Genomic DNA, 13,072 nt, shown 5'->3' on the forward strand with positions numbered 1-13,072 from the left:
CACAAATTGCGCAGTACAAATGCACAATCAGAAACTGTAGGTCACACCCACCGACATCAGACCGGTCCACGATTTATCAACCATCGGGCTGTCTTTCACCTCATCGCTGAGACGGGTATAGCGGCCGGTACCGTAGACGTTCCAGTCCGTGGCGAATTTATAGCTGGCCGTCAGCTCCAGGTACGGTTGCCAGCTGTCGTCTGCATCGTAGCTGCGCAGGCCGCTGCGTCGTGCTTCGTTACGGGAAACGCCATAATAGTAGTCGTTGTAGTTGTCGCTGTTGTATTCCAGACCGATGCCCGGGGTGAGCGTCAGCCCGCCGTTGGTGTAACGGTACAACCACGCCAGATCCCAGATATAACCGTTACTGTTGTCGAGCGTGTCGCCAGCCAGGGCGGTGCGCAGGAAACCGTACTGCGTGTTATGTACCCATGAAATCCCCGCCATCATGGTGCTTTTACGCTTGTCCAGCTGGCGCAGCTGACGGTTGTCACTGTCGCCAGGCTTGAAGTGCGTCGGGTCGTAATAAGCCATGATGGAGAGTTTGTCGGTCTGGTCGTTCCACAGATAGTAGCCACCGCCCAGCCCACGGAACCAGAAGTTATCGCCTTCATAGGTGATAACCGGAACCGGGTAGAAATCACGATCGTACTGTTTATAAGGGCTATTGATTACGCCGACACCAGCACCAATTGACCACTGATTCTCCGCGTATGCTGTACTTACTGAGGTGGCAACGATAATCCCCAGTGCCAGAAGTTTGAGTTTGGTCACAATCCATTCTTTCCTGTAGTCAAATAATCAGCGAGTGAAGTGTAACCGTCATCTCCCCCATTGCTCAAAATTTTTTGTCTGCTAATCAATTTGATTAACAGAATATTTTGTTTGCGGCAGATGACGAAACGCTGTCACGCGCATTACCGTTCAGTGAAATAAGTGTGTTTGACGTTTAAGATTTGGCTATTTTTTTGGATGAGTTATTGATATGTCATTGAAATTAGTTTTGGCATACATGCAAGTTTTGCAAATGCCATCTACGCTTAATTTTAAGAAGCTGAATACCTGATCACCCCGCAGTTTCAGCCGCCCGACCTGGCACACGGGTTGCTGCTCTGGCAGTGAGGTGCAACGGATCCCGCTTCCGGGAGCCTCTACTATTCATATGAACGGCTCTTTTCCTGTGCTAAAAAACGAAAGGACGGCATGCCATGAATATATTCGATCACTATCGCCAGCGTTATGAAGCTGCCAAGGACGAAGAGTTCACACTGCAGGAGTTTCTTACCATCTGCCGGCAAGATCGCAGTGCTTATGCCAATGCGGCGGAACGACTATTGATGGCTATCGGTGAGCCAAATATGGTTGATACCGCCCAGGAGCCACGGCTTTCCCGTCTGTTTTCGAATCGGGTCGTCGCCCGATATCCTGCGTTTGAAGAATTTTACGGCATGGAAGATGCCATCGAGCAGATTGTCTCTTATCTGAAACATGCTGCTCAGGGTCTGGAAGAGAAGAAACAGATTTTGTATCTGTTGGGTCCCGTTGGCGGCGGTAAATCCTCGCTGGCCGAGCGGCTGAAATCGTTGATGCAGCGCGTACCTATCTACGTCCTGAGCGCCAACGGTGAACGTAGCCCGGTGAACGACCATCCGCTGTGCCTGTTTAACCCGCAGGAAGATGCGCAGATACTGGATAAAGAGTACGGCATCCCTCGCCGCTATCTCGGGACGATCATGTCGCCGTGGGCAGCGAAGCGCCTGCACGAATTTGGCGGTGATATCACCAAATTCCGCGTGGTGAAAGTATGGCCATCCATTCTGGAGCAGATTGCGATTGCCAAAACTGAACCGGGTGATGAGAACAACCAGGATATCTCTGCTCTGGTCGGTAAAGTGGATATCCGTAAACTGGAAAACCACGCGCAAAACGATCCTGACGCATACGGCTATTCCGGTGCGCTGTGCCGCGCCAACCAGGGGATTATGGAATTCGTCGAGATGTTTAAAGCGCCGATTAAGGTGCTGCATCCACTGTTGACGGCAACCCAGGAAGGTAACTACAACGGGACGGAAGGTATTTCCGCCCTGCCGTTTAACGGCATTATCCTGGCGCACTCCAACGAATCTGAATGGGTTCAGTTCAGAAACAATAAAAACAACGAGGCGTTCCTTGACCGTGTTTACATTGTCAAAGTGCCTTACTGCCTGCGGATCTCCGAAGAGATCAAGATTTACGAAAAACTGCTTAACCACAGTGAGCTGGTTCATGCCCCTTGCGCCCCGGGAACCCTGGAGACGCTGTCGCGCTTCTCAATCCTGTCGCGCCTGAAAGAGCCAGAAAACTCCAGCATTTACTCGAAAATGCGTGTTTACGACGGTGAAAGCCTGAAAGATACCGACCCGAAAGCGAAATCCTATCAGGAGTATCGTGACTACGCCGGTGTCGATGAAGGGATGAACGGTCTCTCCACGCGTTTCGCGTTCAAAATCCTCTCCCGTGTGTTCAACTTTGACCACACCGAAGTGGCCGCTAACCCGGTACACCTCTTCTACGTGCTGGAGCAGCAGATTGAACGTGAACAGTTCCCGCAGGAACAGGCTGAACGTTACCTGGAGTTCCTGAAAGGCTATCTGATCCCGAAATACGCCGAGTTTATTGGCAAAGAGATCCAGACCGCCTATCTGGAATCTTACTCCGAGTATGGACAGAACATTTTTGACCGCTACGTCACCTATGCCGATTTCTGGATCCAGGATCAGGAGTACCGCGACCCGGATACCGGCCAGCTGTTTGACCGCGAGTCACTGAATGCGGAACTGGAAAAAATCGAGAAGCCTGCCGGGATCAGTAACCCGAAAGACTTCCGTAACGAGATCGTCAACTTCGTGCTGCGCGCCAGAGCGAACTTCAGCGGACGGAATCCAAACTGGACCAGCTACGAAAAACTGCGCACCGTGATTGAGAAGAAAATGTTCTCCAATACCGAGGAGCTGTTGCCGGTCATTTCGTTCAATGCCAAAACCTCAACCGACGAGCAGAAAAAGCACGACGATTTTGTCGACCGCATGATGGAGAAAGGTTACACCCGCAAACAGGTTCGCCTGCTCTGCGAATGGTACCTGCGCGTGCGTAAGTCGTCTTAACAGCCCAAAAAGCCCGGCGGCGTGTGGCTTGCCGGGCCTACAACAATGTTCCGTAGGCCGGATAAGCGTCAGCGCTGTCCGGCACTTACGGGCACTGAAAGTTGGCAAATGCAGTACGGGGGGCATATGACCTGGTTTATTGACCGGCGTCTTAACGGCAAAAACAAGAGCACGGTGAATCGCCAGCGCTTCTTGCGTCGTTATAAAGCGCAAATCAAACAGTCGATCTCCGAGGCCATTAACAAGCGTTCGGTGACCGACGTAGACAGCGGGGAGTCCGTCTCTATCCCGACGGATGATATTAGCGAACCGATGTTCCATCAGGGACGCGGTGGTTTGCGCCATCGCGTTCATCCCGGTAATGACCATTTTGTCCAGAATGACCGTATTGAACGTCCACAGGGGGGCGGCGGTGGCGGCGGCAGTGGTCAGGGCCAGGCCAGCCAGGACGGTGAAGGTCAGGACGAATTTGTGTTTCAGATCTCCAAGGATGAGTACCTGGATCTGCTGTTTGAGGATTTGGCCCTGCCGAATCTGAAGAAGAACCAGCATCGTCAGTTGAACGAATACAAAACCCACCGGGCCGGTTTTACCGCCAACGGCGTGCCGGCAAATATCAGCGTGGTGCGTTCGCTGCAGAACTCACTGGCGCGCCGTACCGCCATGACCGCGGGCAAACGGCGTGAACTGCGCGAGCTGGAAGCAAGCCTGGATAGTGTGGCGAAAAGCGAGCCAGCGCAGCTGCTGGAAGAGGAGCGTTTACGCAAAGAGATCGCCGAACTGCGCGCCAAAATCGAGCGCGTGCCGTTTATCGACACCTTTGACCTGCGTTACAAGAACTATGAAAAGCGTCCTGAGCCTTCAAGCCAGGCGGTGATGTTCTGCCTGATGGACGTTTCCGGCTCGATGGATCAGGCTACCAAAGATATGGCCAAGCGCTTTTATATTCTGCTCTATCTCTTCCTGAGCCGAACCTATAAGAACGTGGAAGTGGTCTATATTCGCCATCACACCCAGGCCAAGGAGGTGGATGAGCATGAGTTCTTCTACTCACAGGAGACGGGGGGGACTATCGTTTCCAGTGCCCTGAAGCTGATGGATGAGGTGGTGAAGGAGCGTTACGACCCGGCGCAGTGGAACATCTATGCTGCTCAGGCGTCGGACGGTGATAACTGGGCAGACGATTCGCCGCTGTGCCATGAAATTCTGGCGAAAAAACTGCTGCCGGTTGTGCGTTACTACAGCTATATCGAGATCACCCGCCGCGCTCACCAGACGCTGTGGCGTGAGTATGAACATCTGCAAAGCACGTTTGATAACTTCGCGATGCAGCACATTCGCGACCAGGACGATATCTATCCGGTATTCAGAGAGCTTTTCCATAAGCAATCTGCCACCAGCAACAGTTAACGCCACCGCCGGTCATTGACCGGCGGTTTTACGTTAGCTTTCTGTCAGAACGTAACGTTCATTTTTGCCCACACGGTCCGACCCGGTTCATTGACCGGCGTGTCGGAGGAGTAGCCAAAGCTGCTGTTCCCCGCCAGGTTAAGATGCTCGCTGTAGTTTTTGTCCAGCAGGTTATCGACCCCACTGCTCAGCTTCAGGTAGTTATTCACCTTCCATGCCGCGTTGGCGGAGAGAATGGCAAAGCCAGCGCTCTGATCGAAATCTTTCCCGACCACGTTACCTTCATTCATCGCCACCCGATGCTGCGGGCTCACCATGCGCAGCAGGCCGGTTGAACTCCAGTCGCCCTGCTCCCACGTGAGGCCAAGACGCGCCTCCAGCGGCGGCATTTGCGGCAGCGGCTGGTGGTCGTCCGTGTTCTCCCCCCAGGAGTAGTTAAGGGTAGCGTCGGTTTTCCACTGATCGCTCAGCTGCCAGGAGGCGCCCATCTCCCCACCCATAATGGTGGCATCCACGTTGTCGGCCTGGCTGACGTGGGAATCGTCAGGATCGTAGCTAAACAGAATAAAGTCGTTGATGCGCCCGACATAGGCGGAGATCCACCCGGTGGTACGCTCGCCTTTATACTGGGCGCCGACGTCAAGCTGGGTGGTTTGCTCTGGTTTGAGATTATCAAAGACATCCGAGGTGCCGTCCGGGCCATAGGTGGGCGAAAACAGCTCCCAGTAATCGGGGAATCGTTCGGTATAACCGAGCCCGGCGTAGACCATCGCCGGTGCCGTGCCCAGATTATGCTCCACGCGCAGGAAGCCCGCCGGAAGGGTATCCTCGCGGCTGTCGCTGCCGATGCTGGTATAGTTATCCACTTCGACCTTATCCAGACGCGCGCCGCCAATCACTTTACTCAGATCGGTCGCATTCCACGTCAGCTCGCCGAACGCGCCGTAATCGTGAAAACGTGCATCCTCCTGCCAGCCTTTGTCCTCATCATCTTCATTGCTGCGATGGGTGTTGGTCTGCATATCCAGCCCGCTTTGCAGCTGGAAATCTGACCATAGCCAGGTCCCCACCATCCTGCCGCCGACGGTGCGACGATCGACCTGTTTTTCCATCGGCATCGACATATCCATCGATCCCATCGGCATGCCGTTCATGGAGCCGGAATCCGGGGTGCCGGAGGAGCGCATGGAGTAGTTGTCCATGATGTGGTTGGCGTAGTTGTAATAGGCGCTCATCTCCAGGGAATCGAAAATGTCGCCGATATTCTCTTTCTTAAAGCGCAGGCCCAGGCTTTCGCGCTTGAACTGGGATCCGTCCATGCCGCGCCCGGCATAGCTTGCGTCGCCATCCCCCTGACCGGCGGTGAGTTCCAGTAACGTATCCGCATCCGGTGTCCAGCCGATGGCCAGATCGGTGTTCCACTTGTCCCATTTCGAGGCCACCCGGTCGCCGTTACCGTCTTTGTAGTCGCCCGCTTTCGATTTATTGCCGTTGAGGCGTACATAGCCCGTGTCGTTACCGAAGCTGACATTGGCATTTTCATCGAAGCGGTCATTCGAAGCGGCGAGAAAGCTGGCGTCGCCCTTGATGCCGGCGCTGTCAAAACGGGGCGGTTCACGTTCGAAGCGCACCGTTCCGGCGGAGTTTCCCGGCCCCCAGAGCACGGTTTCCGGCCCTTTGGTGACCGTCAGCAGATCGTAGCTTTCCGGCGAGATGTATGAGCTTGGCGCATCCATTCGCGACGGACAGGCGCCGAGCATTTCACTGTCGTTGGTTAGCAGGCGCAGACGCGAACCAAACATGCCGCGAAATACCGGATCGCCATTACTGCCGCCATTACGGATCTGGCTAAAGCCGGGGATGGTTTTAAGGTAATCCGAGCCGTCGCTGGCCGGCACCGGCTGGCGCGGGGTTTTGGGCGACGTGACCACTTCAAGTGGAGAAAGAACCGGTGCCGTCACGGTGATCACATCCTGATCGTTCACCGGTGCTGTGCTGATAGTCCCCGCGGCAAGCGCTGCGCCGGAAAAGGCGGTGAGCAGCGCCAGAGCCAGAGGATGGGGGGGAAACGTAAATTTTTTCATTGCTGTGCCTGATTGAAGAGTGGCGTGGTGTACCGCTGCGAAACCGAATCCTTTCGATAACGAAAGCGCTTAACGAGCAGGCACATAAACTACGTAAAGTTTGCCGAAGGGGGTAAACCGGAACAACGTTGCGTGAGGAGAATAAGAGCGGTAGAAAAAAGTTGTAAATTGTCATGTTGTTGGTTTTGCTGATACTCAACGCCAGCAGCGAATATTCAAAATAACGCCATTTTTTCCCGGCTGAACCGCCTGTCCGTGGCGTTAACCCGCACCGTCTCTCCGCTTCAGGCAATCGCCCAAATCACACTCTTTTTTGCACAAAACCCTTTTTACCGGCACGCGAGCACGTAAAGTAAGCAGGCTTACTTTTCTATTTTGGCAAGGAATACCCTATGTTTGACCCTACCCTGCTCATTCTTCTGGGCCTGGCCGCGCTGGGCTTTATCAGCCATAACACCACGGTCGCAATATCAATTCTGGTTCTGATCATCGTTCGCGTGACGCCGCTTAGCGGTTTTTTCCCGTGGATTGAAAAACAGGGGCTGACCGTGGGGATCATCATCCTGACCATCGGGGTGATGGCCCCCATCGCCAGCGGCACATTACCGGCTTCCACGCTTATCCATGCCTTTATGAACTGGAAATCGTTGATCGCCATTGCCGTGGGGGTATTTGTCTCCTGGCTTGGCGGTCGCGGCGTTACGCTGATGAGCTCCCAGCCCACGCTGGTCGCGGGTCTGCTGGTGGGTACGGTGCTGGGCGTGGCGCTCTTCCGCGGCGTCCCGGTCGGCCCGCTGATCGCCGCCGGGCTGGTGTCGTTGTTTATCGGGAAGTCGTAGCGAGGCTGGCGACATACCGGGCCGGGGTCTGGCCCAGCCCCTTTTTGAACATCGTGATAAACGCCGTGGTGGAGTCATAACCCAGGTTTTGCGCCACCTGCTGCACCGACTGCCCGCTAATGAGCCCCTGCAGGGCGACAATCAGCTGGAGCTGATGCCGCCAGCGGCGAAAGCTGAGCCCGGTTTCGCTGACCACCAGCCGGGCGAGATTGCGCTCACTCATCGCAAAATGGCGCGCCCACTGGTGCAGCGTCTGCCAGGCGGCAGGCGATTCGGCCATGGTGTCACTCATCAGGCGGATTTTGGGATGCGTGGATACCGGAAGCTGCAACTGCTCCTGTGGCTGTCGGGGCAGCTCATCAAACAGCACCTGCACCAGCCGCCGGGTGGCAGGCTCCTGCTCAGCGGGGCTGCGCTCCGCCAGGGTCAGGATCAACTCCCGCACCAGAGGTGAGATTTTCAGGGTGCAGCAGCGGTCCGGCATCGATACCGCGCCGGGTTCAATAAACAAAAAGCAGAGGCGGGCGCTGGGCGTGGCCTTATTGCTGTGCGGCAGCAGGCCGGGGATCCAGACGGCGAACTGCGGGGGCACCATCCACATGGCATTTTCCACCTCGCAGGTAATGGCTCCGTGCAGGGCGAGAATCAGCTGGCCTTTGCGGTGCTGGTGGAACGGAATGCGCTGCTCGTCTTCCACCACGCGTACATGAAACGCCACCGCAGGATCGTGCTGGCTGTCGGGATCGTATCCCGCAAGGCCGAGTCCAGGCATCATTTTGTCCGATATTAGCGATAATCTGTCATTTTAGCTTGATTTCAACCACGGTGAAAATGCGTATCCTGTAGCCTCATTTCGACGTAAGAGATTCCCATGACCCTTGCCCTTTCTGCTACCGGCAAACAGCGAGCGCTGTTGATTGCCGGGATCCTGATGATTGCCACCTCACTGCGGGTGACCTTTACCGGTGCAGCGCCGCTGCTGGATGCTATTCGTACAGATTATGCCCTGACCACCGCCCAGACCGGACTGCTTACCACCCTTCCCCTGCTGGCCTTTGCGCTGATTTCGCCGCTGGCGGCCGGCCTCGCCCGGCGCATCGGGATGGAGCGCAGCCTCTTTATCGCCCTGCTGCTGATCATCGCCGGGATTGCCCTGCGTTCGCTTCCCTCTTCGGCATTGCTGTTTGGCGGCACCGCCATCATTGGCTGCGGTATTGCGCTGGGCAACGTCCTGCTGCCGGGGCTGATCAAACGCGATTTCCCCGGCCAGGTGGCGAAACTTACCGGGGCGTACTCCCTGACCATGGGAGCTGCCGCCGCGCTGGGCTCGGCGCTGGTGGTGCCGGTTGCCCTGAGCGGCGCGGGCTGGCACGGCGCACTGTTAATGCTGATGGTATTTCCTCTGCTGGCCCTGCTGCTGTGGCTGCCGCAATGGCGTCAGCGCCCTGCCGGCACCCTGAGCGGCGCCCGCGCCCTGCACAGCCGGGGCATCTGGCGTTCCGCACTGGCCTGGCAGGTGACGCTGTTTCTGGGGATTAACTCGCTGATTTACTATGTGATTATTGGCTGGCTTCCGGCGATCCTGCAGAGTCACGGATACAGCGAAACCGAGGCGGGTTCCCTGCACGGGCTGTTACAGCTGGCGACCGCGGCACCGGGAATTGTCGTGCCGCTGATCCTGCTTCGCCTGAAAGATCAGCGCGGTATCGCCGGACTGGCGGCGATGATGTGTGCGGTAAGTGCTGCCGGGCTGTGGTTTATGCCGGCGATGGCGGTGATGTGGACGCTGATTTTTGGCTTTGGCTCCGGTGCGACGATGATCCTCGGCCTGACGTTTATTGGCCTGCGCGCCAGTTCGGCCCATCAGGCGGCAGCCCTTTCCGGGATGGCGCAATCGGTCGGCTATCTGCTTGCCGCCTGTGGCCCGCCGCTGATGGGTAAAATCCATGATACCAACGGCGACTGGCGGATCCCGCTGCTGGCCTGTGCGCTGGTGTCAGTCATCATGGCCGTGTGCGGGATCCTTGCCGGGCGTGACCGGGAGATCACACCCGGCTAAGCCCTTTATTCAGTAACTCTGTGCCGCGCGAAGCAGCGCCTGCACCAGCGGCGCAGGACGCCCTGCAAGGGCAGCGCGCTCGTGCTGGAACAGCGTCGCCACAAAGAATGGATGGGTGACCAACTCTACGGCACGGATCTCCCCCTGCGCGTCCCAGCCGGTGACGCGCATATCGCCCTTCTCCAGCTCCTGCGCAAATTCAGGCGAAACGCCATAATTGCAGCGATATTCTTCCTCGATCTCCTCCTGACCATAGGCTTTAGCGATCAGGGTGTTAGCGCGTAGTTCAATGGTATCGGCGACCTCCACCAGCGAGCAGGTCAGGGGGGCAATGACCATTCGCCCTGCGGTATCGGTTTCTGCGTGGGCGGCATCCTGCCAGCCAAGAACGTTACGCGCATATTCAATGAGCGCATGCTGGAATCCGCCGCAGGTGCCCAGAAACGGCACGCTGTTCTCCCGGGCATACCGCGCCGCAATGAACGCAGCGTCAGCATTTTTATAGGGACTTGCAGGAACCAGCCAGATCGCGTCGTAGCCGACCAGGTCCTCCGGGCTGGTTAATTCGGTGGTGGCCAGCCAGTCGTAGTCGGCGGTAATGTCCAGCACCGCGGCGGCATCATCAATGGCGAGAGGAATCGCCTGGTGAGCCGGCACGTCATGATTGTAGTCGCCGACCAGCGCAATTCGGAGGGTATCTTTTAGGGCAGAGAGTTCCATACAGTGATCCTTATGCCAGATAAATATCAGATAACATAAGGCGCGTCAGACTACCGATCTTTCGTTGATATCACAACACCTTAAAATAAGTGGGCAAAAGCGGAAAGCCAACCTGTGATACCGTTACGATCGTGACCGCCAGCACCGCGTCACCCGGATTAAGGAGCAAGAGAATGATTCAGTGCAAACGACTGTATGACGAGGCAAGCCAGGACGATGGCTACCGTATCCTGGTGGATAGACTCTGGCCGCGGGGCATGAAAAAGGAGGCGTTAGCGTGCGATGAGTGGTGTAAAACGCTGGCGCCTTCCAATGCACTGCGCAAGGACTTTCACAGTGAGACCATCGATTTCGCCAGCTTCAGCAAACATTATCGTCAGGAGCTGGCCTTGCAGGAAGATGAGGGGCGGCGCATTGCCCGTCTGGCCGACAACCAGCCCGTGACGCTGCTCTATGGCGCGAAAGACCGGGAGCACAATCACGCGCTGGTGTTAGCCGACTGGCTGCGTAAGCTGTAATTCAGTCCAGCATCAGCGCGTCGAGAGTTTCAGGCGCCTCTTCAGGAGTGAGCGGCATCAGGTGTTCCGGGCGAACAAAGGCAAAACCGTGCTGGTTATCCACCGACCAGACATCACCGGTCACCAGCCACAGGGGACGTTCTGCCCCTCGCGGCAGCTCGGTCACCACGCCGTTGACCGGGTTTAAAAAACGCTGCCCCGGCTGACAGAGGCTAAACAGCTCCACAGATTTACCAATATTGCGACGACCTGCTGGCGTGCGGGCGCCGATAACCATCGCCAGGCTGCCCGGATTTAACTGGAACATACTTCCTCGTGCTGGATACTGAGAGTTTAAGAATTATCTTAGCAAAGTTTATCCCAGCCGGTCTGCCCTGTCACCAGGGGAGGCGGTTAATCTTTCTCCATGATTTCTTCATTCTGCCAACATCTTTCCTCGCTATAGTGCCATCGTTCTCGCAAAGACCAGAGAACATCATTCCGTAATCAAGCTGTTATTTTCCCCGGCCCTGCGCCGGGGCTTTTTCCTGCCAGAATGTGCCCTTCCTCGCCTGAATATATGAAATGTTGTTAATTCATGTTTTACTATCCGCCGTCAATCTTTGAGCAAATCAGACAGGTACAGAGATCATCTGTAAGGGGAGTTGAGCAGCGTCATGTCGGATATTATTCTTGCCCGTGTTTCAGAAACGCTCAGCACTGAGCAATCACTTGAGGGCCTGGTGCGTCAGCTGCTCGAAATGCTTGAGATAGTGACGGACATGGAGTCCACCTACCTTACCAAAATTGATATCAACGCCCGTCTGCAGCATATTCTCTACGCCAGAAACAGCAAACAGATGCAAATCCCGGAAGGGCTCAGCGTTCCCTGGGGCGACACGCTGTGCAAACGGGCGATCGATTCCGACTGCTTCTATAGCGATAACGTCCCCGAACGCTTTGCAGACTGCGACGCGGCAAAAGCGCTGGGTATCACTACCTACGTGAGCATACCGGTTCATCTGACGGATGGTTCGCTCTATGGCACCCTCTGCGCCACCAGCACCCATAAACAACCGTTGAGCGAACGCGGCGAGCAGGTCTTAAAGCTCTTCGCCGGGCTCATCGCCCAGTACATTGAGAAAGAGTCGCTTGTCCGGCAGTTGCGTGAAGCTAACGCCGCCCTGATTACCTGGTCCTATACCGATGCCCTGACCGGGCTGCCTAACCGTCGCGCGATTTTTGAAAATCTCACCACCCTCTTCTCGCTGGCGCGTCATCTAAACCGCAACGCCATTATCGCCTATATCGATCTGGATAATTTCAAACTTATTAACGATCGCTTTGGCCATGAGGCTGGCGATCGGTTCCTGGTGGAAGTGGGTAAACGGTTGAATGAAGGACGCGACGAGGATGATATCGTCGGCAGGCTGGGTGGCGACGAGTTCCTGGTGGCCTGCCTGAGTCATGATAGCGAAAGCGGCGAGCAGACGTCGCTGACGGTGCTGAAGAGACAGCTGAGCGCACAGATCGCCGGGGAGTACTGGCTGGGGGATGTGCATCTGGTCTACCCGGGCGCCAGCCTGGGGGTGATTGAGGTGGATCCTGCCAGACTGGATGCAGATAGCGCACTGCGGGTAGCCGACGCCGCCATGTACAGCGATAAAAAAGGGAAACGGAAAACGCCCTTTCTCAATATCGATTAACCCCGTACACTCGACGGGTTTTGTATTTCAGGACAGGTGATAGCATGCGGCTTGGTATTCTGTTCCCGATCGTGATTTTTATCACGGCGGTGGTGTTTTTAACGTGGTTTTTTATCGGCGGCTACGCTGCGCCTGGGGGATAAATGAGAAAAACGACGATTATTATGCTGATTGTCGCCATTGTGGCCGTGGCCGGAAGCCAGTTAGGCTGGTGGTGAATCGCGGAAAAAGACCGCCTATTGGCGGTCTTTTTTCTGAAGTGTGTCGGGTTAGCTTCTTACCTTACGGTAAATAAACAGCACCACCAGCGCACCAATTACTGCAACCATAAAGCTGCCGAAGTTAAAGCCATCGACTCTGCCGAATCCGAACAGGGTACTGATCCAGCCACCCACTACGGCACCGATGATGCCCAGAATGACCGTAACGATGAACCCACCGCCATCTTTGCCCGGCATGATCCACTTCGCCAGAATACCTGCAATAAGCCCAAAGATAATCCAGGATATGATTCCCATAACTGCTTTCCTCTCTGTATGGTTTTTGTCGTCAAATCAAGTACACAGAAAGCTTAGCACAGGATTCAGAAATGCAAGTTTGTGATAGCCATCACG

14 protein-coding genes are annotated in these 13,072 nt (G+C 55.8%); 8 read left to right on the forward strand and 6 right to left on the reverse strand.

The window, feature by feature from the left end; genetic code table 11:
• Window positions 1-27: 27 nt before the first annotated feature.
• A complete protein-coding gene (locus ACT3IC_RS00005; protein ID WP_156654338.1) occupies window positions 28-774 on the reverse strand; it encodes a MipA/OmpV family protein in 747 nt (248 codons plus the stop codon).
• Between the two features lie 434 nt (window positions 775-1,208).
• Here ACT3IC_RS00005 and yeaG point away from each other — a divergent pair, with 434 nt between their 5' ends.
• Window positions 1,209-3,143, forward strand: coding sequence for a protein kinase YeaG (gene yeaG / locus ACT3IC_RS00010; protein WP_103179251.1), 1,935 nt, complete (start codon window positions 1,209-1,211; stop codon window positions 3,141-3,143).
• A 126-nt stretch (window positions 3,144-3,269) separates the two neighbouring features.
• Entirely contained in the window at window positions 3,270-4,553 is a 1,284-nt protein-coding gene (locus tag ACT3IC_RS00015; protein ID WP_420193037.1) for a YeaH/YhbH family protein, read from the forward strand.
• A gap of 44 nt (window positions 4,554-4,597) precedes the next feature.
• Here ACT3IC_RS00015 and ACT3IC_RS00020 read toward each other — a convergent pair whose 3' ends face one another.
• Complete coding sequence (locus ACT3IC_RS00020) at window positions 4,598-6,637, reverse strand: TonB-dependent copper receptor (RefSeq protein WP_263950938.1); 2,040 nt, start codon at window positions 6,635-6,637, stop codon at window positions 4,598-4,600.
• Between the two features lie 392 nt (window positions 6,638-7,029).
• Here ACT3IC_RS00020 and ACT3IC_RS00025 point away from each other — a divergent pair, with 392 nt between their 5' ends.
• A complete protein-coding gene (locus ACT3IC_RS00025) occupies window positions 7,030-7,476 on the forward strand; it encodes a DUF441 domain-containing protein (RefSeq protein WP_103179249.1) in 447 nt (148 codons plus the stop codon).
• Here the strand turns inward: ACT3IC_RS00025 and ACT3IC_RS00030 are convergent.
• Window positions 7,460-8,251 (reverse strand): AraC family transcriptional regulator, encoded by a 792-nt coding sequence (locus ACT3IC_RS00030; protein ID WP_103179248.1) that lies wholly within the window; start codon window positions 8,249-8,251, stop codon window positions 7,460-7,462. The two genes, ACT3IC_RS00025 and ACT3IC_RS00030, sit on opposite strands and share 17 nt — an antisense overlap.
• Before the next feature lie 96 nt (window positions 8,252-8,347).
• On the opposite strand from ACT3IC_RS00030, the gene ACT3IC_RS00035 reads away from it, so the two are divergent.
• A complete protein-coding gene (locus ACT3IC_RS00035; RefSeq protein ID WP_473475600.1) occupies window positions 8,348-9,535 on the forward strand; it encodes a CynX/NimT family MFS transporter in 1,188 nt (395 codons plus the stop codon).
• Between the two features lie 9 nt (window positions 9,536-9,544).
• Here ACT3IC_RS00035 and ACT3IC_RS00040 read toward each other — a convergent pair whose 3' ends face one another.
• Window positions 9,545-10,255: a CTP synthase C-terminal region-related (seleno)protein gene (locus ACT3IC_RS00040; RefSeq protein WP_103179246.1), complete on the reverse strand. Its 711-nt coding sequence runs from the start codon at window positions 10,253-10,255 to the stop codon at window positions 9,545-9,547.
• Between the two features lie 173 nt (window positions 10,256-10,428).
• On the opposite strand from ACT3IC_RS00040, the gene ACT3IC_RS00045 reads away from it, so the two are divergent.
• Window positions 10,429-10,773: a DUF488 domain-containing protein gene (locus ACT3IC_RS00045; protein WP_263950940.1), complete on the forward strand. Its 345-nt coding sequence runs from the start codon at window positions 10,429-10,431 to the stop codon at window positions 10,771-10,773.
• 1 nt (window position 10,774) lies between these two features.
• Here ACT3IC_RS00045 and ACT3IC_RS00050 read toward each other — a convergent pair whose 3' ends face one another.
• The gene (locus ACT3IC_RS00050; protein WP_103179244.1) at window positions 10,775-11,080 is read right to left on the reverse strand and encodes a hypothetical protein; all 306 of its coding nucleotides are present in this window, start codon (window positions 11,078-11,080) and stop codon (window positions 10,775-10,777) included.
• A gap of 349 nt (window positions 11,081-11,429) precedes the next feature.
• Between ACT3IC_RS00050 and ACT3IC_RS00055 the strand changes: the two genes are divergently transcribed.
• The 3 genes from ACT3IC_RS00055 to yoaJ are packed head-to-tail and all read left to right on the forward strand — an operon-like array spanning window position 11,430 to window position 12,676.
• Window positions 11,430-12,458 (forward strand): sensor domain-containing diguanylate cyclase, encoded by a 1,029-nt coding sequence (locus ACT3IC_RS00055; protein WP_103179243.1) that lies wholly within the window; start codon window positions 11,430-11,432, stop codon window positions 12,456-12,458.
• Window positions 12,459-12,502: 44 nt separating this feature from the next.
• Entirely contained in the window at window positions 12,503-12,601 is a 99-nt protein-coding gene (locus ACT3IC_RS00060; protein WP_103179242.1) for a YoaK family small membrane protein, read from the forward strand.
• The gene (gene yoaJ, locus ACT3IC_RS00065; RefSeq protein ID WP_073885218.1) at window positions 12,602-12,676 is read left to right on the forward strand and encodes a protein YoaJ; all 75 of its coding nucleotides are present in this window, start codon (window positions 12,602-12,604) and stop codon (window positions 12,674-12,676) included. It abuts the gene before it with no gap.
• 51 nt (window positions 12,677-12,727) lie between these two features.
• Here the strand turns inward: yoaJ and ACT3IC_RS00070 are convergent, their stop codons facing one another.
• Window positions 12,728-12,976: a GlsB/YeaQ/YmgE family stress response membrane protein gene (locus tag ACT3IC_RS00070; protein WP_032617669.1), complete on the reverse strand. Its 249-nt coding sequence runs from the start codon at window positions 12,974-12,976 to the stop codon at window positions 12,728-12,730.
• Between the last annotated feature and the right edge of the window lie 96 nt (window positions 12,977-13,072).

The organism is Leclercia sp. GHBNCSD (genome assembly GCF_055805075.1).

Excerpts from the sequence above, each read along its gene's own strand:
- ACT3IC_RS00055 (WP_103179243.1), top strand. The coding sequence starts at position 11,430 with ATGTCGGATATTATTCTTGCCCGTGTTTCAGAAACGCTCAGCACTGAG.
- ACT3IC_RS00040 (WP_103179246.1), bottom strand. The coding sequence starts at position 10,255 with ATGGAACTCTCTGCCCTAAAAGATACCCTCCGAATTGCGCTGGTCGGC.
- yeaG (WP_103179251.1), top strand. The coding sequence starts at position 1,209 with ATGAATATATTCGATCACTATCGCCAGCGTTATGAAGCTGCCAAGGAC.
- ACT3IC_RS00060 (WP_103179242.1), top strand. The coding sequence starts at position 12,503 with ATGCGGCTTGGTATTCTGTTCCCGATCGTGATTTTTATCACGGCGGTG.
- ACT3IC_RS00070 (WP_032617669.1), bottom strand. The coding sequence starts at position 12,976 with ATGGGAATCATATCCTGGATTATCTTTGGGCTTATTGCAGGTATTCTG.
- ACT3IC_RS00030 (WP_103179248.1), bottom strand. The coding sequence starts at position 8,251 with ATGATGCCTGGACTCGGCCTTGCGGGATACGATCCCGACAGCCAGCAC.
- ACT3IC_RS00045 (WP_263950940.1), top strand. The coding sequence starts at position 10,429 with ATGATTCAGTGCAAACGACTGTATGACGAGGCAAGCCAGGACGATGGC.
- ACT3IC_RS00015 (WP_420193037.1), top strand. The coding sequence starts at position 3,270 with ATGACCTGGTTTATTGACCGGCGTCTTAACGGCAAAAACAAGAGCACG.
- ACT3IC_RS00025 (WP_103179249.1), top strand. The coding sequence starts at position 7,030 with ATGTTTGACCCTACCCTGCTCATTCTTCTGGGCCTGGCCGCGCTGGGC.
- ACT3IC_RS00020 (WP_263950938.1), bottom strand. The coding sequence starts at position 6,637 with ATGAAAAAATTTACGTTTCCCCCCCATCCTCTGGCTCTGGCGCTGCTC.
- ACT3IC_RS00050 (WP_103179244.1), bottom strand. The coding sequence starts at position 11,080 with ATGTTCCAGTTAAATCCGGGCAGCCTGGCGATGGTTATCGGCGCCCGC.
- ACT3IC_RS00035 (WP_473475600.1), top strand. The coding sequence starts at position 8,348 with ATGACCCTTGCCCTTTCTGCTACCGGCAAACAGCGAGCGCTGTTGATT.